The sequence below is a fragment of the Methylobacterium sp. GXS13 genome (assembly GCF_001455965.1).
GTDB lineage: Bacteria > Pseudomonadota > Alphaproteobacteria > Rhizobiales > Beijerinckiaceae > Methylobacterium.
Map to the genome: position 1 here is coordinate 36,789 of NZ_LKKO01000027.1, position 21,090 is coordinate 57,878.

The window sequence follows — 21,090 nt, forward strand, 5'->3', positions numbered from 1 at the left end:
CTACCCCTCGCCGCAAGGGGGAGGGGAAAACGTGTTGCGTTTCAGAACCCTGCTTCGAAACAACCCTGTTGTGTGAATCCGCTAGCCCACAAGGGGGCGGGAGAGATGCGTGTCACCGGCTGCAGCCCGCATCATCAGGGGTGTGCGCCCCCCCCCCCCCCACCCCACCGACATCCGCAGCGGCGGCGACACCCCCGGGGGCAGGGGCGAGACGTAGCCGGCGGCGCCGACCCGGCGGGCGAGGTCGGCCTTGGCGGCCTCGCGCAGGGCCGGATCGGTGAGGGCCAGGGCGCCGGTGGCGGCCATGGCCTTGGCGACCTGGACCATCGCTTTGTGGGCGGCCGGGCTGCGGCCCTGGGCGACCACCTGCCAGGTGTGGAACGGCGTGCCCACCGCCACCGTGGGCGCGTGGGCCTGCACGGTCGGCACCACCCAGCTCACGTCGCCGACATCGGTGGAGCCCACCGCCGGGTTGCGCGGGGCGTCGAGCGGCACCAGGAAATCGGCGAGCGGCGCCTCGGTGCGCGGCAGCCCGATGGCGCGGAACACGGCATCGATGTCGCCATCGCTGAGCGTGGACCGGATCGCGCCGGCGAAGGCCCGGTCGGCCTCGTCGAAATGCGGGGGCCCGAGCTCCTCCATCACCCCGTGGAGCGCCCGCTCCAGCGGGTCGTTGCCCAGCAGGTTCGAGACGGCGCTGACGATCCGCACCTCGACGTGGGTCTCGGTCATCAGCGCGGCGCCCTCGGCGACCTTCTTCACCCGCTCGACCAGGGCGAGCATCCCCGGCAGGTCCCGCGCCCGGATCGAGTAGCGCACCTTCGCGCTCGCCTGGACGACGTTGGGGGCGATGCCACCGGCATCGAGATAGGCGTAGTGCACCCGGGCGTCGGAGGGCATGTGCTCGCGCATGTAGTTCACGCCGACGCTCATCAGCTCCACCGCATCGAGCGCCGAGCGGCCGAGATGCGGCGCGGCGGCCGCGTGGGCGGTCCGACCGGTGAAGATGAAGTCCGCCCGGGTGTTGGCGAGCGCCACCGGGGCGGCCACCTCCCAGAAGCTGCCCGGGTGCCAGGAGATCGCGATGTCGGCATCCGCGAAGGCGCCCGCCCGGACCAGGAACGCCTTGGCGGCGCCGCCCTCCTCGGCCGGGCAGCCGTAGTAGCGCACGCGGCCGGGGGTGCCGGTCTCGGCGAGCCAGTCCTTCACGGCGGTGGCGGCCAGCAGAGCCGCCGCGCCGAGGAGGTTGTGGCCGCAGCCATGGCCGTGGCCGCCGGCCTCCACCGGCGGGTGCTCGGCGACGCCCGCCTCCTGCGACAGGCCCGGCAGCGCGTCGTACTCGCCCAGGAAGGCGATGACCGGGCCGCCCTCTCCGGCCTCGCCCATCACCGCGGTGGGGATGCCGGCGACCTGCTCGGTGACGCGAAAGCCCTGGTGGCGCAGCTCCGCCGCGTGCTCGGCGCAGGAGCGGACCTCCGTGTAGCAGACCTCCGGCATGCCCCAGACGCGCTCGGAGAGGGCGATCAGCCGCGCCTTCTGCGCATCCACGTGGCGCCACACGGTGTTGCGGTTGTCCATCAGGTCATCTCCAGGCGTGCCGCCGGGCGGTGCCGCACCGCCAGAACGGGTGCGGCGCTTCGCGTATCGGGCCCGTCATGCAGGCCCGGGGCCAGGCTGCCGAGCCCCGGCGACGACGTTTCGCCCCAAGCGTAACTGGCGCGCCCCTTGCCAAGAGCCTTGCCAAAGCCGCACCCAGAAGGAAGCTGAGTGGGTCGTGGCGGCAATCAGGGGTCGATGCATGGACGAGCGGGATCTGCGCGGGCTCATCGGGCGGGTGAAGTCCGGGGACCTGTCACGGCGCAGCTTCGTGCAGCGGATGCTGGCGGTCGGCCTCTCCGCGCCGCTGGCCGGGCTGATGCTGGCCGGGAATGGGGTGGCGATGGCCGCCGACATCCGCGCCGCCTACAAGCCGGCCAAGGCCGGGGGCGGCGGGGCGCTGCGCCTGCTCTGGTGGCAGGCGCCGACCCTGATCAACCCGCATTTCGCCATCGGCACCAAGGACCAGGAGGCGTCGCGGATCTTCTACGAGCCGCTGGCCGCCTGGGACCCGGACGGCAACCTCGTCCCCGTTCTCGCCGCCGAGATCCCGTCCAAGGACAATGGCGGGCTGGCCGCGGACGGCCGCTCGGTGGTCTGGAAGATCAAGCCCGGGGTGCTCTGGCACGACGGCAAGCCGCTCACCGCCGACGATCTCGTCTTCACCTGGGAATACGCCCGCGACCCCGCCACCGCGGCGGTGACGATCGGCTCCTACAAGGATTGCACCGTCGAGAAGATCGACGACCTCAGCATCCGGATCCTGTTCGACAAGCCGACGCCGTACTGGAGCGATGCCTTCGTGGGCACGGTCGGCATGGTGATCCCGAAACACCTGTTTTCCGCCTATACCGGCGCCAAGTCCCGGGAGGCGCCGCAGAACCTGGCCCCCGTAGGCACCGGCCCGTACCGGTTCCTCGAATTCCGGCCCGGCGACATCGTCCGGGGCGAGCGCAACCCGACTTATCACCTGCCCAACCGTCCCTATTTCGACAGCGTCGAGATGAAGGGCGGCGGCGACGCGGTCTCGGCGGCCCGGGCCGTGCTCCAGACCGGCGAGTACGACTACGCCTGGAACCTGCTCGTCGAGGACGAGGTGCTCAAGCGCCTGGAGACCGGCGGCAAGGGCCGGGTCGACGTCGTCTACGGCGGCAAGCTCGAGTTCCTGCTGCTCAACACCACGGACCCGAACGTCGAGGTCGACGGCGAGCGCTCCTCGCTCAAGACCAAGCACCCGGCCTTCTCCGACCCGAAGGTCTGCCACGCGATGAGCCTGCTGGTCGATCGCAAGTCGATCCAGGACTACATCTACGGCCGCACCGGCCGGGCCACGGCCAATTCGGTGAACGGCCCGGAGCGCTTCGTCTCGAAGAACACCCGCTTCGCGTTCGATCCGGCCAAGGCCAACGCGCTCCTCGACGAGGCCGGCTGGGCGAAGGGCTCGGACGGCGTGCGGGCCAAGGACGGCAAGCGCTTAAAGCTGCTGTTCCAGACCTCGATCAACGCCCCGCGCCAGAAGACCCAGGCGATCATCAAGCAGGCCGCCGCCAAGGCCGGCATCGAGATCGAGCTGAAATCGATCACCGGCTCGGTGTTCTTCTCCTCCGACACCGCCAACCCGGACACGTTCCCGCATTTCTACGCGGATATGGAGATGTACGCGTTCAGCATGACCCAGGCCGATCCCTCGATCTGGCTGCTCCAATACGTCTCGTGGGAGGTCGCCACCAAGGAGAACAAGTGGCAAGGCCGCAACATCGCCCGCTGGCGCAACGCCGATTACGACGCCGCCTACAAGGCAGCCCAAGCCGAGCTCGACCCGGTCAAGCGCGCCGCCCTCCTGATCAAGACCAACGATCTCGCGGTCTCGGAGAATATCCTGCCGTTGATCCACCGGGCCGAGGTCTCGGGGGTCTCCGCCAAGCTCGTGGCGCCGCGCAGCGGCTGGGACAACGACCTGTCGTTCCTGCCCGAATGGAGCCGGGAGGCCTGAGCGGGAGCCGCGCGCCATGGGCGCCTACATCCTGCGCAGGCTCCTGATCGCGATCCCGAGCCTGCTCGGGATCAGCCTGATCCTGTTCGTCGTCCTGGCACTCGCGCCGGGCGATCCCTTCGGCGAGCTCGCCGCCAATCCCAACGTGCCCCCGGAGGTGCGCGCGGCGCTGCGGGTCAAGTTCGGGCTCGATGACCCGATCTTCACCCGCTACCTGCGCTGGCTCTGGGCCATGCTGCACGGGGATTGGGGCTTCTCCTTCGCCAGCCGGGTGAACGTCGACACACTGATCCTGCAGCGGCTGCCCACCACCCTTTTCGTGGTCGGCTCCTCGCAGGTCCTGGCCCTGCTGGTGGCGGTGCCGGTCGGCCTCTACGCCGCCCGCCGGCCCTACTCGCTGGCAGACCAGGTCGCCAACACCCTGGCCTTCGTGGGCTTCTCGCTGCCGACTTTCTTCACCGGCCTGCTGTTCATCCTGCTGTTCTCGATCAAGCTCGGCTGGCTGCCCTTCGTCTACCAAGCCAATCTCCCCGGCACTGGCCTCGCCTGGGCCTGGGAGAACATCCGGCAGGCCATCATGCCGGTGGCGGTGCTGGGCTTCTTCCAAGCCGCCTCCTACACCCGCTACGTGCGTGCCTCGGCGCTGGACGTCGCCCGCCTCGACTACGTCACCACCGCCCGGGCCAAGGGGCTCACCGAGGGCACGGTGACGCGCCGGCATATCGCCCGCAACGCCCTGATCCCGGTGGTGACGCTCGTCGCCCTCCAGATCCCGGCGGTGTTCGGCGGCGCCATCGTCACCGAGCAGATCTTCCGGATCCCCGGCATCGGCTCCCTGCTGATCGACGCGATGCTGGCCAACGACACCCCGGTGGTGATGGCCGTGACCTTCGTGTTCGCCGGCCTCGTCGTCCTGTTCAACCTCGTCGCGGACCTGCTCTATGGCTGGCTCGACCCTCGCATCGCCCTCCGTTGAGGCGCCCCCCCGCCCGCGCGCACCGGCCTCGCCCGGGCGGGAGACCTGGCGGCGCTTCCGCCGGCACCGGCTGGCTCTGGCCAGCGTCGCCGTGCTGGCGGTGCTGGTCGGCGGCGTGCTGTTCGGCGGCCTGATCTGGCCGCTCGCCATCGACGACATCGACTTCTCGGCCCAGCTCCAGGGCCCGTCCTGGGCGCACCCGTTCGGCACCGACGATCTCGGCCAGGACCTGCTAGCCCGGATGATCTACGGCGGCCGGATCTCGCTGGCGGTCCGCTTCGCCGCCATGGCGGTGGCGAGTCTGATCGGGGTCGTGGTCGGGGCGCTGGCCGGCATGTCGCGTCGGCTACTCGACCCCGCCCTGATGTGGCTGACCGACCTATTCCTGTCCCTGCCGCAGCTGCCCTTGCTGCTGCTGGTGATCTACCTGTTCCGCGACAGCCTGAAGGCCATGTTCGGGGTCCAGGGCGGCGTCTTTTTCATGATCGTCGCGGTGATCGGGGGCCTGCGCTGGATGCCGGTCGCCCGGCTGGTGCGGGCGCAGTTCCTGACGCTGCGCGAGAAGGAGTTCGTGGAGGCGGCGCGCTCGCAGGGTGCCACTACCGGGCACCTCGTGCGCCGCCACATCCTGCCGAACGCGCTGGGGCCGGTGATCGTGGCCGCCTCCATCGAGGTCTCGGCGGCGATCATCGCGGAATCGACCCTCTCGTTCCTCGGCCTCGGCTTCCCCCCGGACATCCCGACCTGGGGCCGCCTGCTGTTCGACGCCAAGGACCATCTCGACGTCGCCCCGCACTGGGCGCTGTTCCCCGGCGGCGCGATTTTTTTGACCGTGCTGTCGATTAACTTCATCGGCGACGGCCTGCGCGACGCCCTCGACCCGCGCCGGGTTTTTTGACGTGGGGCTGCACGGATCTGATCGCGGCCAGAAAGCCGCGCGGCTTTCCTCCCCCCTCTGCGGGGGAGGGTGGCCCCCGAAGGGGGTCGGGAGAGGGGAGCGACGGTGCAGGATAGGGCTTCGCCCGTCATGCCGGTCGCGCCTTGTCCTGAACCCGGGTTCCCCTCTTGCGGGACTTCGTCCCGGCCCGACCCGGCCTGACGGCCGGCCCACCCTCCCCCGCAGAGGGGGGAGGGAGAGGCGCGGGTGGTCACCCGTCCACCCCAGCCCGCAACGGTGCTGGCAGCTTGAAACCTGGATGGGTGAGGAGTGACCCCCGTGACGGATCCGATCCTGTCGGTGCGCGACCTCACCGCTGCCTTCCGCTCCGACGGGCGCTGGCGGGAGGTCGTGCACGGCGTCTCATTCGACATCGGCCCCCGGGAGACCGTGGCGCTGGTGGGCGAATCCGGCTCCGGCAAGAGCGTCAGCGCAATGTCGATCATGCGCCTGCTCGCCCGGGACGCGAGCCGCATCGGCGGCAGCGTGCGCTTCGAGGGGCGGGAGTTGCTCACCGCCTCCGAGGCCGAGATGCGGCGGGTCCGGGGCGATGCCATCGCCATGATCTTCCAGGAGCCGATGACCTCCCTGAACCCGGTCCTGACTGTGGGCTTCCAGATCGCCGAGGCGCTGATCCGGCACCGGGGCCTGTCGCGGGCCGCCGCCGAGGCCGAGGTGGTCCGGCTGCTCGACAAGGTGCGGATCCCGGGCGCCCGGTCGCGGATCCATCAATATCCGCACCTGTTCTCCGGCGGTATGCGCCAGCGGGTGATGATCGCCATGGCGCTCGCCTGCCGGCCAAAACTCCTGATCGCCGACGAGCCGACCACGGCGCTCGACGTGACGATCCAGGCCCAGATCCTCGACCTGATCAAGAGCCTCCAGGACGAGGAGGGCATGTCGGTCCTGTTCATCACTCACGACATGGGCGTGGTCGCCGAGATCGCCGACCGCACGGTGGTGATGTATCGCGGCCGCGCCGTGGAGGCCGGCCCCACAGCCCGGATCTTTGCCGCGCCCGAGGATCCCTACACCCGGGCCCTGCTCGCCGCCGTGCCGCGGCTCGGCGCCATGGCGGGCCGCGCCCGGCCGATGCGCTTTCCCGTGATCGATCGCGCCACCGGCGTGGCGGAGCCGACGCCCGAGACCCCCGACACCGTCAAGGCCGCCGAGCGCCCGGTCCTGGAGGTCCGCGACCTGACCACGCGGTTCGAGATCCGCTCCGGCCTGTTCGCCCGGGTCACGGGCCGGGTCCACGCGGTGGAGCGGGTCTCGTTCAGCCTGGCGGCCGGGGAGACCCTGGCGCTGGTCGGCGAATCCGGCTGCGGCAAGTCCACCACCGGCCGCTCGATCCTGCGCCTGGTCGAGCCGCTTGCCGGCTCGGTCCTGCTCGACGGCGAGGACATTGCGGGCCTCGACCCCAAAGCCCTGCGCACGCGCCGCCAGCGGATGCAGATGATCTTCCAGGACCCGTTCGCCAGCCTCGACCCGCGCATGAGCGTCGGCGCCGCGGTGGCCGAGCCGCTGCTGATCAACCGCCTCGCCACGGCCCGTGAGGCGCGCGCGCGCGCCGAGGCGCTGCTGACCCGCGTCGGGCTGCCGGCCGAGGCCGCCGGGCGCTTCCCGCACGAATTCTCCGGCGGCCAGCGCCAGCGCATCTGCATCGCCCGGGCGCTGGCTTTGCGCCCCCGCCTGATCGTCGCCGACGAGGCGGTCTCGGCGCTCGACGTCTCGGTGAAGGCGCAGGTGGTGAACCTGATGCTCGACCTGCAGGCCGAGATGGGGCTCGCCTACCTGTTCATCTCCCACGACATGGCCGTGGTCGAGCGGGTGAGCCACCGGGTGGCGGTGATGTATCTCGGCGAGATCGTGGAGATCGGCCCGCGCGCCGCCGTGTTCGGTGACCCGCAGCATCCCTACACGAAGAAGCTGCTCGCCGCCGTCCCGGTCCCCGACCCGGCCCGCCGCCGGGACCGCCACGCCCTGCCGGACGACGAGATCCGCAGCCCGATCCGGCCGCCGGACTACGTCGCGCCCGAGCGCCTCTACCGGGAGGTCTCCCCGGGCCACATCGTGCAGGAATGGGGCGCCGACTGGGAGGCCGCGACGACGCGGGTCGCGGCGGCGTGACGGGGGCCGCCGTCTGAGGGCTCAGTGCCGGCGCAGCGCTCGCTTGACCCGGCTGTCCGCATGCGGGTCGGCATAGTGCAGCAGCGCCGTGGCGCGGATCGCGTCGGCGTCACACGGCTCGTTGGTGTGCAGCGAGCGGTAGCCCCAGAAAAAATACAGGCTCCCGGGCTTGAGCGAGAGCCGGATCATACGCCGGCTGCCCCGGCGATAGGCTGCGTTCAGCAGCGCCTGCGAGACCCGGTTGTCGACCAGCACCTTGTCGAGGAGGTTGCCGAGATAGGTCCGGCGCAGGCCGCGGGTGTTGGGGTGGATGATCAGCCGGCCCGGATTGCCGTGCTCGGGAACCGCAATGGGGATCAGCGCCGTCAGGACATAGGAGTCGAAATGGAAGCGCATCGAGTGCTTCTGGACGCCACGTCCGGAAAGGCAGCGCAGGACCTGGTAGAAGCCGCTCTCCGGGGCAGGCTTGCCGACCTCGCTCTCATAGATACGGCGGCAGAGAGACACAAAGTTCGGATCCTTGGGCAAGCTGGCCAGGAATGTTCCGCCGAGTTGTTCCGTCCCCGTGAATCCGATATACTCGCCGTTGTTGGCTGTAATGGCATCCGCGACGAAGGCTTGTGCAGCGCATAAGAGATCCGGATCGACGTAATCGTCGATCACGGCGTAACCATTCGCATTGATTTGCGCCGCCAGTGCGGCCGCCATCGTCCCGGATGGGTCTCTGTTGATGAAATTCATGGAAGCGCCTCTATCGAGTAGAACACTTCACGTTTTATAACAAGTGTAATTTTTCGATAATATTGAGTAGATACGAATTATCGCCGAAGGTCAAATGCAATTATAGGGCAGGCCTGCACTATTCATTCGCATGCCTGCCGGTTCGTCGAGCTTAATTGTCGCGTGACGATCGGATCATCGAGGGTCGCGACACTGACGAGGCCGACGTCGGGCTGTGGCATACGCGTCTGGCGTGTTCCCTTCGCCACTCCGTGCGGCCCTAACCCGTCGGGCATGCGGTGCCGAACGCAGCGTGCGTCGGCCTCAGGCATGTGGGAGAGGGGCAGCGGGAGGCGGCGCCTTTCCGGAAGGGCCTGGGACCAGACGCTCAGACGCGTGACCATCCCGGCGCAGGCCGTGCAAGCCTATCCCTTGGCCACGCATACGCTGATGGCAGAGGCGCCGGCATAGGGGCGGTCGGCCTTGGCGATCGCCTTGGCGGCCGTCTCGCAGGCATCCTTGGTGTTGAACGCGACGGAGCCGATCGCGGAGCCGGATCCGGCCAGCATGCTGATGATTACGTAGACCAAGGCATCCTCCTCGGGGCGAGGATGCCGCGGGGGCCGCCCGCGCATCCCGAACAGGCAGCGCGCCGGTCGTATCCCGGGCAGGGTGGCGCGCGGCTGCGCGAACCTGCTGATGGATCTCGCGATTGGCCGGTCAGATGGCGGAGGGAGCGGGATTCGAACCCGCGATACGGTTTCCCGTATACACACTTTCCAGGCGTGCGCCTTCAACCACTCGGCCACCCCTCCGGCCGCGGACTGGGCGCCCGGGCGCAAGGCGCCGGGCGCGACCAGAGCCGCGCGGTGGGGTGCTGTTAGCCGGGTGCGTCGCCCGGCGCAAGGCAATGGTACCCGGGCGGGACGAAAACCGTCCCGCCCGGGTGTTTTACGCCTCGGGGTCGAGGTGGAAGTGCACGCTCTCGACATTGGCCCGCTCGAAGGCCTGCATCACGTGCTGGTAGGAGCGCTCCATCTCGGTGGCGTCGTCGCCCGGGGTGTCCTCGGGCTTCAGCACGAACATCAGGAGCGAGCGCCCGGTCACGTCGTAGCCGGTGCCGAACTTGAAGCTCTCCACGTCCTGGCTGTCGGGCAAGTTGGTGTCGAGGAGCCGGGTCCAGGCGATGCCGTTGGGCGATTCCGGCAGGGTGAACGTCACCAGGTCGTGGTGGGCGTTGAGCATGATCAGCAGCGTGGCGTCGCCGCCGCGGCGATGCAGGCCGGTGGCCTGGGCACGCCCGTCGAGCTGGACCGCGAAGGCCTTCGCTTCCCCCTCGGACCAGTTTTCGCTGGCCATCTCGCCCCCATCCGGGCGCAGCCACGTCACGTCCTTGACGCCGAGCTCCTCGTCGTACTGGCCAGTGAGGAAGCGCCCGCGGCTGAGGATCGGCAGGGCGTTGCGCAGGATGACCAGCCGCTGGGTGAACTCGGCAAGGTCACGCTGCTCGTCGCCGATCGCCCCCCAGTCCAGCCAGGAGACTTCGTTGTCCTGGCAATAGGCGTTGTTGTTGCCGTTCTGGGTGCGGGCGAACTCGTCGCCGGCCAGCAGCATCGGGGTGCCGCGGGACAGGAACAGGGTCGCCAGCATGTTGCGCATCTGGCGCAGCCGCACCGCCTTGATCTCCGGATCCTCGGTCGGGCCCTCGACGCCGTAATTGTACGAGAGGTTGTGCGAGTGGCCGTCGCGATTGCCCTCGCCGTTCGCCTCGTTGTGCTTCTCGTTGTAGGCCACCGTGTCGTGCAGGGTGAAGCCGTCATGAGCGGTGAGGAAGTTCACCGAGGCCCAGGGCTTGCGGCCACGCTTGTTGAACTTGTCGGCCGAGCCCGAGACCCGGGCGGCGAGGTCCGGCAGCAGGCCGGGATCGCCCCGCCAATAGGCGCGCACGTCGTCGCGGAACCGGTCGTTCCACTCGGCCCAGCCGGGCGGGAAGCCGCCGACTTGATAGCCGCCCGGGCCGCAATCCCACGGCTCGGCGATGAGCTTGACGTTGTTGAGCACCGGGTCCTGCCGACAGGTATCGAGGAAGCCGCCGCCCTCGTCGAAGCCGTAGGGCTCGCGGCCGAGGATGGTGGCGAGGTCGAACCGGAAGCCGTCGACCCGCATCTCGGTGGCCCAGTAGCGCAAGCTATCGGTCACGAGCTGCAGCACCCGCGGATGCGACAGGTTGAAGGTGTTCCCGGTGCCCGTGTCGTTGATGTAGTAGCGCGGCTCGCCCGGCATCAGCCGGTAGTAGGAGGCGTTGTCGACGCCCTTGAACGACAGGGTCGGGCCCTTCTCGTTGCCCTCGGCGGTGTGGTTGTAGACCACGTCGAGGATCACCTCGAGGCCGGCGCCGTGGAAGCGCGAGACCATCTCCTTGAACTCAGAGAAGGCGAAGTCCGGCACCGCCGCGTAGCGCCGGGCGGGGGTGAAGAACGAGATCGTGTTGTAGCCCCAGTAATTCACCAGGTTCTTCTGCTGCAGGTAATCGTCCTGCACGAAGGAATGCACCGGCAGCAGCTCCACCGAGGTGACGCCGAGGCTCTTGATGTAGTCGAGCACGTCCGGGGTGCCGAGCCCGGCATAGGTGCCGCGCAGCTTCTCCGGCACCCGCGGGTCGAGCTTGGTCATGCCCTTCACGTGGGCCTCGTAGAAGATCGTCTTCTCCCACGGCACGCTGGGCTTGCGGTGCCGGCCCCAGGTGAAGGCCGGGTCGATCACCCGCGAGCGGCGGTTGAACGGGGCGCTGTCGCGCTCGTCGAAGGTCAGGTCGTCGCCCGATTCCATCTGGTAGCCGAACAGGGCCGGATTCCAGGTGATCGAGCCGACGAGACCCTTGGCGTAGGGGTCGATCAGCAGCTTGTTGTGGTTAAACCGGTGGCCGGCCTTGGGCTCGTACGGGCCGTGGACCCGGTAGCCGTAGATCGTGCCGGGGCGGGCATCCGGCAGGTAACCGTGCCAGATCTCGTCGGTGTATTCGGGGAGCTCGATCCGCTCGATCTCCTGCTCGCCCTGGTCGTCGAACAGGCAGAGCTCGACCTTGGTGGCGTGGGCCGAGAACAGGGCGAAGTTGACGCCCAGACCATCCCAGGTGGCGCCGAGGGGATAGGGCTGGCCTTCCTGGATGCGCGTGCGGGTCGCGCGGGCCTGTGAAGCAGGACGTCGGGAATCAGACATGGACACTCCGGAACGCGACCCGCACGGCCACGTGCCGGTGCGGGGAGCGTCCAGTGAACGTGCTGGCAACGGCGAAGCTCCCGCGGTGCCGCAAAAATCGCTGCCGTCTTCGTCCTGTGGGGCTCATGCCGCTTCGCTGAGTGAAGCCGCCTTCGTCGCGGCGGGCGCGGGTGAGCAGCGGGATCAGGCGTAGGGAATCCTCGATCTCGTAGGCCTGTTCATGAGCGGTCCGTCCTGGACGGTGCACGGATAACGATGGAATTCCGCTCAGCCTCGAAGTCGCAAGCTCAGATCGGGCGAGCTCAGATCGGGTATGCGGTCACGAGCGCCATGAAGGCACCATCGTCGACAAGCTTCCAGACGGATCTGATACGATGACTCGATCCGTCGGGCATCTGCATCGCCCCTTCGTAGATGTATTTGGTGACAAACCTATTCTCGGCTGCACGGGAAAAATTGTCGCTTCGGCCGTGATCGAGAAGCGCAGCGATGAAGGGGCGGGGATCCTCGCGTGCAAAACCGCGGGCGAGAAAAAACGCGGCTTTTGGCCCCCCCTTCGGCATGACCCACGTCGAGGAGATAGCCGCCGATCTTGACGTCCGGGATGCAGGGTACCGGCACCCGGCCGCCCGGACGTGGCATCGGGTCAGGCTGCCTTGAGAGCTTCGGCTCGAATCGTCGCGTTGCCGATGACCGGTCGTGCGAACTCGACCTCATAGGCCTCGCCACCGGCATAGACCTCAACGATCGTTCCACGCGATCCGGCGGCAACGGAAAGCCCATCGTCCGTCACCGTGTCACACAGGGTTACGACCACGCTCAGCTCTGGGAAGAGCGGCGTAACCTCGGGGTCGCGGCGCAACGTGTGCATCGTCTCGAAGGACATGAGCCAAATCTGGCGTACAGCCGGGTTGTCCGCAAGCCGCCCGCCCCCGACGAGCGCAGAGTTTTGCCGGTGCAGAGGGATGGCAACCCGGCTTCAAAGTCATGGGAAGCCGCGGGTGAAAGCATCCCGCCGGCACGTCCGGACGCGCATCAAGCGTGCTACGTCCGCCCGCTTCCGACGGGTCCGTCCATGCCGAAAGCAGGCCGCTTAATTCGCGGCCGCCGCCGTGAAGCTGCGGTCGAGCACCCGGGTCACATCGAGCCGCTTGCTCAGGATCCCGTAGCGCGTGGCGCGGTCGGCCGCCGCCTGGGTTTCCTGCACCACGCCGTCGTCGATGCCGATCGGGCTGGATCGCTGCGCGCTGTAGGCCGCGCGGAGCACGTCCTCGGGCAGCCGGGTCAGCGCGGCGGTGCTCCGAGCGTAGGTGTCGAGGTGGTCGAGGGACCACAGCCGGGCCTTGTTCAGGCGGTCCAGCAGGTCCTGCACGGCGACGCGCTTCTCGGCGATGGCGCTGTCGGAGGCGACGATGAACGTGAGGGTCGGCGTCAGGCCCTCGCCATCGCCGATCACCCGGGCCTTGTCCCTGAGGGTCGCGAAGGAGACGTAGGGCTCCCACACCGCCCAGGCATCCACCGAGCCGGCGACCAGGGCGACCTTGGCGTCCACGGGGTTGAGGGCTGCGAAGGTGGCGTCCTCCAGATTGATCCCCGCTTTCTCCAGGGTCGCGTTGATCAGGAACTGGCCCCAACCGCCCCGGGTGCCGGCCAGGCGCTTGCCCCTGAGGTCGGCGGCCGAGCGGATCGGCGAATCCTGGCGCACCAGGATCGCCTGCGTCTTCGAGTCCGACCGGGTGCCGCCGATCGCCTTGATCGGGGCACCGGCCGCGTAGGCGGTAAGCAGCGACAGGTCGCCGGTATAGCCGACATCGAGGGCGCCGGCATTGAGCGCCTCCAGGATCGGCGCGGCGGCGGGGAATTCCGACCAGGCGATGGTGTAGGGCAGGTCCTTCCCGTAGTCGGAAATCTCGAGCAGCGAGCGGTTGCCGCCCTTCTGGTCGCCGACCCGCAGCACCACCGGCTCAGCCGCGCGCGCCGGGACGGCCGCCGCCAGCATCAGGGCGGCGAGCCCGGCGGCCGCGCGCCGGCGGGTGAGGCGGGGGGCGTGGGAGCGGATGGGCATGGGGCCTGTCGGTAGGGCTCGGCGCAGCCTGCGCGAGCGGTCCAGCGGAGGGCCCAAGTCTATGGAAGCGCCGTCGGCGTACAAGGAAACGGTGATCTGTATTGTGGGCGCTTCGGGTGAGAGTGCTTCGCGCGAGCGGCCGCTGCGAGAAGTTCGGCCTCGTTGCGGCGGGGCGCCCGTCCCATCCCCGCATCTTGAGGCGACGGAGCGAGGCGAACGCCTCGGGAGGCGGGGATTGGGTTGGAAGGACGCCAATCAGGACCCGGCGAGCCCGTGTCGTGTCACGCCGGGCAACGCGATCGGGATCGGCTCGCGTAGCGCGGGACGATCGCCACCGGCTCCGGTAGAGGATCCCCCGGCGGTCGGAAGGATCCAAGGGTTATGGGCGCGGCACTCGGCGGGACGGACGAGCTGATCGATCTGGCGGCGGGACGGCCCTGGCACCGTCTGGATATAGAGGCGCGACGCCCCGACCCCACCGGGGTTGCCCGGCTGCAGGTCGATCTCGGACTGCGCGTCCCGATCCATGCCGTCTCGGGCGCCGGAGAATTCCCAGGCTTGGCGGTCTCGGATGACGGGCAGGTCTGGTCGGAACCCACCCTCAAGGCGCGTCCGGAGGGTCAGGGTCCCGTGCTGGTCGAGCCCGGGGAGGGCGCCTGGGCGCGCTACGTCCGCCTAAACCGTCCCGTCGGGTGCGACGTCCAGGCGGTGCAGATCTGGTGCGATCGCGCGGCATTCGACCTGATCACCCTGCGGCACGTGCTGGGCGCATCCTTCGACATGGCCGGCGAGAGGCCCGGGACCAACCCCTACGTCACCTACAGCCTCGTCAGCGCCGCGCGGCCCCGGCGGCGCGCGCTCGTCGGGCTCGCGCTCTACGAATGCGGCGCCTTCGGCAATTGCCTGATCCAGTGCCTGCTGGCCATCGGCATCGCCCGCAACCTCAAACTCAAGACGATCAAGCTCCCGGCTGCCGACCGCAGCGCGGTGATCGCCCTGTCCGGGCCGGTGACGCTCGGCGGCATCACCTTCATCCCCGGGTCAGAGCCGCTGCCGCCGGACGGGTCCTACCTGTCGGGTATGTATTTCGACCTCGGGATCCAGCAGCTCGCCGGCACGCTGGGCCCGGAGGAGACGCGGGAGATCGTGCGCACCTATATCCGGCCGCTGTTCAACCGGCTGCCGGCGCAGATCCCGGCCAAGCCCGACGACGAGCTCCTGATCCATATCCGCTCGGGCGACATCTTCGGCACCTGGGTCGCGCCGCAATACCCGCAGCCGCCGCTGGCCTTCTACCGCATGGTCATCGACCGGCTGCTGGCGGAGGGCAGGATCGCCTCGATCAAGCTGGTGTTCGAGAACCGACTCAACCCGGTGATCCCGGCGCTCGAAGCCTGGATCGCGGCGCGCGGCATACCGTTCTCCACCCAGAGCGGCGCGCTGACGGACGACGTCGCAGCGCTGATGAACGGGCGCTACCTCGTGTTCGGGCTGGGCACGTTCGGGCCCGGGGTGTGTCAGCTCTCGGACCGGGTCGAGCAGGTGTTCTACTTCGCCTCCGGCTGGCCGCAGCACTTCAAGAGCATCCCGACCATCGGCACGGTGGTCGAGGTGCTGGATGTGGCCGGCGGCTACACGAAGGTCGGCGAGTGGGACAACTCGCCCGAGCGGCGCGCGCTGATGCTCGACTACCCGATCGAGAACCTCGCCTTCGACGATGCCTGAACCGCCGCCCTTGCCGAAGGCGGGAAACTCGGTGACAAGCGCCCGAGAAAACCTTGAGTCGGTCCTGCACGCCGAAAAGAATCCTGGATTCAAAAGGTCCGTGACCTTTTGCGGGTCCAGGGCGGAGCCCTGGTGTTGGGCCTCGCCCGATGCTCGTGGGCCAAGTCCTAGAGGCCTTGCCCCGAGCCCCGCCACAGGGCTCAGCCCTTTGGGAATCCGGACTTGCGGCTATGCGGATCGCCAGCGGGTTCAGCCGTCCGGGAGGATCGATTTGGCCAGCGCTGTCCAGCCCTCGGAAGCCCTGAGGGTCAACGCCTTCCCGTTGCACCGGGCCGAGATCCTGATGCAGCAGCGGCGGCGCCTGCGCGACCGCCGCAAGACGCTGGTCAGCTTCGCCGCGAAGTACCACTACGTGGTCAGCCAGCGCCGTCTCGTCGCCGCGGCCGCCGCCACCGGGGATTTCGACACGATCGAGAGCTGGTCGCCCGATCGGCTGCGCGGGACACCGTTCTACGCGGCGCACAGGCAGATCCTCGACCGGTCGCGGGGCGCCGGGAACTGGGCCTGGAAGCCCTACATCATCGCCGAGGCGCTCGCGCAGAGCCGCGACGGCGACTTCATCGTGTTCACCGATACCGGCATGCAGGCGATCGACGACGATCCGCTGCCGCCGGTCACCCCGCTCCTGACCTGGCTCGTCGGGTCCGGACGCCGGGTCGCGGTGGGCGTGCTGCACGGGAAGCCGCAGCGGGTCTGGACCAAGCGCGACTGCTTCGTGCTCATGGACTGCGACACCGAGCGCTACTGGAACGCCGACCAGATCCAGGCGACCTGGATCGCCTTCATGGTCAGCCCCGAGACCCGCCACCTCGTCGCCGAGTGGCTGCGCTATGCCGGCGACGAGCGGGTCGTCACCGACATCCCCAACCAGATGGGCTTAGCCGATTTCGACGGGTTCATCGACCACCGCTTCGACCAGAGCATCCTGTCGAATCTGATCTACAAGCTCGACCTGGAGATCCCGCCCCTGCGGGAGGCCTCGAAGAAGATCAAGACGCTGATCGGCGAATTGGAGATGGACACCCTGGTCTCGGTCCGGCCGTCCGAGAACCTCGCGCTGGGCAAGACCTGGCGCGCCAGCTCCGCCTCGCCCTGGTCCGGGACGAGCGGCGTCTACGGCGAGCGGACCACCGGCGACCCGTCGTTCTTCTTCCACACGGCGCTGGAGCCGAATCCCTGGTTCGTGATCGATCTCGGCGCGGTCGAGCGGATCTCGGAGATCCGGCTCTACAACCGCTGGGGGCAGCTCAGCGAGCGTGCCCAGATGATGCGGGTCTGGCTCGGCGAAGCGGAAGCCGATTACCGCCTCGTCTTCGACGCGGTGGATGCCGACTGGCATCCCGGCCTCCCGCTCCATCTCCGCTTCGACACTACCCGGTTCCGCTACCTGAAGGTCGATCTCGACGAGGAGCAGGTCCTGCATCTCGACGGGATCGAGATCTTCGCGGCCGGCTGAATGGGCGTGCCGGAGGATACCCCGCATCACGGACCACGACACGCATGACGAAGGCGACCGCATGAGCGCGCCGGCCGGCGACAGGCCGCTCTTCCCGTTCGGGCCGATCCTGTTCTTCGGCGATTCGGTGACCGCGTCCTGGACGGCACAGATGCCGGGCGCCTTCTCCGGGCCGCAGACCGTGGCGCGCGGGATCGCCGGCCAGACGACCCGGGACATGGCGCGCCGGCTCCGCTCCGAGATCGCCCTCTACGGCGCCCGAGGCCTGCATTTGATCTGCGGCCGCGACATTATCCTGGACGGCGCCCCGGGCGTGTCGCTCGACGGCATCGTGGCCGACATCCGGGCGATGCTCAGCGACACGCGCGACTTGTACGTGCGCAGCTGGGTCGGCTCGATCCCGCCGGTCGACCCGGCCTCACCGGCCGTTGCCGGGCGCCCCCTGGAATTGATCGCGCAGGTGAATGCGTGGCTGCGCGACCACGTCCACGAATATGGCGCCGGCTTCATCGACCACGACCGCGTCCTGGCGACCGCGGCGGGCGGGCTCAAGCCCGAATTCAGCGACGACGGCGTGAGCCTCAACGCCGCCGGCAACGCCGCACTCCAGGCCGCGATGCTGGCGGCGCTCACCGCGCTCGGCGTCGACCAGATCTGGCCGCCGCCGGAGAGCGAGGACGCGGCGCGGCGGCGCAAGTTCCTGCACCATTTCGGCTATCTGGACTCGAACACCCGCCACCCGAGCCCCTACATCCAGTTCGCCGGCAAGCCGGGGGCGAGCCATTACGGCGTCCCGTTCGATGCCCAGGGCTTCCTCAACGCCACCGCCATCACCGCACACAAGCCCCCCGGCGAGACCCGGATCTTCGTCGTCGGCGACTCGACCACCATCGACGGCGGCACGCTGGCCAACACCCTGCCGGGGCGCCTGGAGCGGATCCTGCGGGCGGACGGGCTTGCGGCCGTGCGGGTCTACAATTTCGGCGTGATGTCGAGCTGCCTCACGCAGATGACCCACCTGATCTGGTCGAAGCTCGTGGGCTACCAGCCCGACGCCATCGTGGTGGTCAGCGGCAGCACCGACCTGTTCCAGCCCTGGACCTACGATCCGCGGCCCGGCTACCCGTACAACGCCTTCATCACCGAGCGTCTCTACGACCACTTCTTCGACACGCACGATCCCCGGGCGCGCGAGGACGGCCTGTCCTACGACGCGCTGGTCACCCTGATTTACGAAGAGTTGAAGCGCCTGCGCGCGGAGGTGGGCTGGCAGACCCCCGGCTGGGAGAGCGCGATCGTCCACCACTACCGGCTCGCCGCGCACCGCCTCACCAAGCTGTCCCACGACCATGCCGTGCCGATCGTGAGCGTCCTGCAGCCGACGGTGCTGCGCAAACGCCACCTCACCGAGGTGGAGCGCAACGTCGCCTCGGGGGCGTTCCTGGCCTATCTCGACCGCCAGTACGGCAAGCTGGAGGCGTTCACCGCCGAACTCGCAGCGCGGCGGCCCTACCGCAGCACCTTCACGGCGCTCGACCTCAGCGGCATCTTCCGCGACCGGGAGGCGGGGACCTTCTACGACATCGTCCACTATGACGATCCGGCCCGCGAGATCGTCGCCGCGCGACTGGCCGCCGAGGTGGCGAAGGTGCTCGACCGGCCCCGCACGCCGTTCGCGCGGCTAAAGCAGCTGCTATGGGGTCTGCGACACTAAGTTGACCAAGCCGTACAATTATTTTTGCAAATAATGAATGCGGCTTCGACACGGTAATGCAACTTGGTGTCTAAATGCCGACTGCATATGAATGTTGCTTTTCGTCGATCCGAGCCACCAAAGATTGCTATTACAAAGAGGCCATCACATTGGGCGATTGTCTTTCACGTGTTTTGGAGCTATTGCTCCAACCAGTGTAGAAGCCCCTCTGGCATACCAACAATCTTGCAACATCGAAGCCCTAATAAATTCAGTATAGATTAAGGCATCTCCAAATGAACTCACCAAATATTTCAGGCGAATTGATCATTTTCTGTATGAGCGCAGTCATTTTACAATTAGTTGTGTTTGCGGCCGCAATTTTATTTGCAATTCATCGAATCAATAATAGTCTGCATTCTCATCTAGCAAAAATTTTGTTTATTATTGAGGACATGCCAAACCACGTCGGATTTAAAATTGACAATGAACCAGAAAAAACTCAAAAAACTGAAACAAATCATTTTGGCGACGCCAATCATTTGGGCAATGCCGTTGCTATATTCTCAGAAATGCAGACAATCCAAAGAGACACTAGAAGCATACTTCATGACTCACGACACATTCAGAATGAAAATCTGCAAATGAGTTATGCTATTCGCTCAACTATGAATGAGATTTTCTCGAAGATCGATACGCTTAGCCGCACTCAAGATGCCGCCCTTCGAACCATCTCGACAATTTCTATCCAGTCCGACCCGCTAATCGATGCTTATATTAATGCATTCGGCAAGAATCTAGAGAATAATAAAATTGACAATGCTTATCAATTCGAGCGCTGCATTGAACTAGTGAGGCCCACACTCGTCATTCAAAAAGTTAACAACAATACTGCAATCATCTCGACAATTTCTAATGAGGAAGATCGACGACAGGTTGAGCTTTGCCTGGAGAGTCATAAAAATTATGCGCAAAATCATGGATACGCTTACTATCTCCAAAATCAACAGCCCATCCATCAGCTTACTAATCCTTCATCTAACAAAATTTCGCTGATTTTTTCGCTGCTCAACCAAGGCTTCGAAACGGTATTTTTTGTAGCCTCCTCAGCAATGTTTACTAATCTTAATAAACGCATCGAATCTTTGACCGGCTCGTTTGAATCAAACAAAGCATGCTTCGTAGTTACGGAGAATGAGCTTGGCGTAGATCTGACAGTATTCGCAGTCAAAAACTGCGCTGATTCGAAGATTATATTAAATTTAATGTGGCTACTCCAACGTCATGCCGCCGCTATAGGATCGGAGGAAGACGCACTGAATTATTTGCTGAATAAATATGATTGCGTACGCCGAAAAGTAAATATCGAAAAAGATTCAAAGAAATTCAATAGCGAGCCGCGAGAAAAAGGCCTTTCTTCAACAGTGCTGGAGGGTAAAATTTGGTCCGACGGAGACATGATTTGCAATTTCTCAGGTTTTCGCCCCCCCCACTTAGAGTCGCTTGTGAAAAGGTATGGCGCAAGCTTAGCATTTCGAGCCGGCAATCGAACCGAAGCAATTGCTCACGGCCAAGAAAACTTAATTCAATCTATAGACAATAAGGACATTCTAAGCGGCGGAACGATATCATGTAGCATCCTCGGTCGCTGGGGGCAATTTGGTAATCAGCTCTTCCAAATTGCGGCGGTTTTCGGTTACGCAAAAAAGTATGGCTCACAAGTCATTCTTCCGCGCTGGCACTGCGTGATGAGTGAACAGGATCACGGGGCCAAATTTCCGAAAGTTCAAGCATACTATGGGCAGCAACCGCTTGCTGAGCCTTTTTATGAAAAAAACTATGCTTACAACGATATACCATACAAAGATCATGTAGATCTTCAGGGAAGCTTTCAATCCGAAAAATACTTCTTTCACGCGCGAGCTCAAATCAAAGATTTGTTTTCAGAACCCGAAGAGATAAAGATTCGGTTAGATAAATTTATTGAAAAATACGACTGCAGAATATTCGATGCTTTGCACGTTAGAAATTATTTACATCCTACCCGCGATATCGGCTTCGGAGATATGGAACGACTGCCGGAAGAATATTTTATTGCCGCCATCCAGCGCCTCAATGACACGATTCCACTTTTTGTCGCGACTGACAAAAGAGATTTTGTTTCGGAACTCTTCCGGAAAACTGGGCTGAAGAGAAGAATTGTGATGATGGACACCAATGACCCCCTTATGGATTTCTATATGCTATCTCGATCTCGAAGAATTGCTATAAGTAACTCGAGCTTCTCATGGTGGAGTGCGTACCTTGGATCGGAGAAAGAGAATGTCATAGCTCCGCACAGATATTATTGGTTCTCCAGTAAGGGTAGGAACAATCCTCACTATGATACTCGTGATCTATATCCGTCGAACTTCGAAGAAATTATCATGTAGCACCCTGATTCGAAGACTTTTCCGGCCTGGGGCCGCGCTTAGTTCTGAGCTTGTCCTGATGCGAGTACCGAACCACGGCCTTGCGTTG

At 65.8% G+C, this 21,090-nt stretch carries 14 protein-coding genes, 1 tRNA gene and 1 pseudogene; 8 read left to right on the forward strand and 8 right to left on the reverse strand.

What is annotated here, in order from left to right; all coding sequences use genetic code 11:
- Positions 1-165 precede the first annotated feature (165 nt).
- A pseudogene (locus AO398_RS10165) lies at positions 166-1,578 on the reverse strand (M20 family metallopeptidase); the annotation flags it as partial.
- A gap of 220 nt (positions 1,579-1,798) precedes the next feature.
- Here AO398_RS10165 and AO398_RS10170 point away from each other — a divergent pair.
- From AO398_RS10170 to AO398_RS10185, 4 genes are all read left to right on the forward strand, one after another.
- Complete coding sequence (locus AO398_RS10170) at positions 1,799-3,589, forward strand: peptide ABC transporter substrate-binding protein (RefSeq protein WP_058191942.1); 1,791 nt, start codon at positions 1,799-1,801, stop codon at positions 3,587-3,589.
- Positions 3,590-3,605: 16 nt separating this feature from the next.
- Positions 3,606-4,565 carry an ABC transporter permease gene (locus AO398_RS10175; RefSeq protein WP_058191943.1) on the forward strand — a complete coding sequence of 320 codons (960 nt, stop codon included), beginning with the start codon at positions 3,606-3,608 and terminating at the stop codon, positions 4,563-4,565.
- Positions 4,531-5,463: an ABC transporter permease gene (locus AO398_RS10180; RefSeq protein ID WP_058191944.1), complete on the forward strand. Its 933-nt coding sequence runs from the start codon at positions 4,531-4,533 to the stop codon at positions 5,461-5,463. The genes AO398_RS10175 and AO398_RS10180 overlap by 35 nt, the downstream gene beginning before the upstream one ends.
- 318 nt (positions 5,464-5,781) lie before the next feature.
- Entirely contained in the window at positions 5,782-7,632 is a 1,851-nt protein-coding gene (locus AO398_RS10185) for an ABC transporter ATP-binding protein (protein ID WP_058191963.1), read from the forward strand.
- Between the two features lie 21 nt (positions 7,633-7,653).
- Here the strand turns inward: AO398_RS10185 and AO398_RS10190 are convergent, their stop codons facing one another.
- The 7 genes from AO398_RS10190 to AO398_RS10215 form a co-directional block, all read right to left on the reverse strand.
- A complete protein-coding gene (locus tag AO398_RS10190) occupies positions 7,654-8,373 on the reverse strand; it encodes a hypothetical protein (protein ID WP_058191945.1) in 720 nt (239 codons plus the stop codon).
- A 404-nt stretch (positions 8,374-8,777) separates the two neighbouring features.
- The gene (locus AO398_RS28810; protein WP_160329325.1) at positions 8,778-8,942 is read right to left on the reverse strand and encodes a hypothetical protein; all 165 of its coding nucleotides are present in this window, start codon (positions 8,940-8,942) and stop codon (positions 8,778-8,780) included.
- 135 nt (positions 8,943-9,077) lie between these two features.
- Positions 9,078-9,167, reverse strand: a tRNA-Ser gene (locus tag AO398_RS10195).
- A gap of 136 nt (positions 9,168-9,303) precedes the next feature.
- Complete coding sequence (gene glgX, locus AO398_RS10200; protein ID WP_058191946.1) at positions 9,304-11,571, reverse strand: glycogen debranching protein GlgX; 2,268 nt, start codon at positions 11,569-11,571, stop codon at positions 9,304-9,306.
- Between the two features lie 302 nt (positions 11,572-11,873).
- A complete protein-coding gene (locus tag AO398_RS10205) occupies positions 11,874-12,134 on the reverse strand; it encodes a DUF6883 domain-containing protein (RefSeq protein ID WP_058191947.1) in 261 nt (86 codons plus the stop codon).
- A gap of 83 nt (positions 12,135-12,217) precedes the next feature.
- Complete coding sequence (locus AO398_RS10210; protein ID WP_058191948.1) at positions 12,218-12,457, reverse strand: DUF4926 domain-containing protein; 240 nt, start codon at positions 12,455-12,457, stop codon at positions 12,218-12,220.
- Positions 12,458-12,664: 207 nt separating this feature from the next.
- Positions 12,665-13,636 carry an ABC transporter substrate-binding protein gene (locus AO398_RS10215; RefSeq protein ID WP_058191949.1) on the reverse strand — a complete coding sequence of 324 codons (972 nt, stop codon included), beginning with the start codon at positions 13,634-13,636 and terminating at the stop codon, positions 12,665-12,667.
- A 381-nt stretch (positions 13,637-14,017) separates the two neighbouring features.
- On the opposite strand from AO398_RS10215, the gene AO398_RS10220 reads away from it, so the two are divergent.
- From AO398_RS10220 to AO398_RS28260, 4 genes are all read left to right on the forward strand, one after another.
- Positions 14,018-15,361 (forward strand): hypothetical protein, encoded by a 1,344-nt coding sequence (locus tag AO398_RS10220; RefSeq protein ID WP_058191950.1) that lies wholly within the window; start codon positions 14,018-14,020, stop codon positions 15,359-15,361.
- Between the two features lie 271 nt (positions 15,362-15,632).
- Positions 15,633-16,877: a discoidin domain-containing protein gene (locus tag AO398_RS10225; RefSeq protein ID WP_058191951.1), complete on the forward strand. Its 1,245-nt coding sequence runs from the start codon at positions 15,633-15,635 to the stop codon at positions 16,875-16,877.
- A gap of 61 nt (positions 16,878-16,938) precedes the next feature.
- Positions 16,939-18,591: an SGNH/GDSL hydrolase family protein gene (locus AO398_RS10230; RefSeq protein ID WP_058191952.1), complete on the forward strand. Its 1,653-nt coding sequence runs from the start codon at positions 16,939-16,941 to the stop codon at positions 18,589-18,591.
- 275 nt (positions 18,592-18,866) lie between these two features.
- Positions 18,867-21,002 (forward strand): alpha-1,2-fucosyltransferase, encoded by a 2,136-nt coding sequence (locus AO398_RS28260; protein WP_152997480.1) that lies wholly within the window; start codon positions 18,867-18,869, stop codon positions 21,000-21,002.
- Positions 21,003-21,090: the final 88 nt, after the last annotated feature.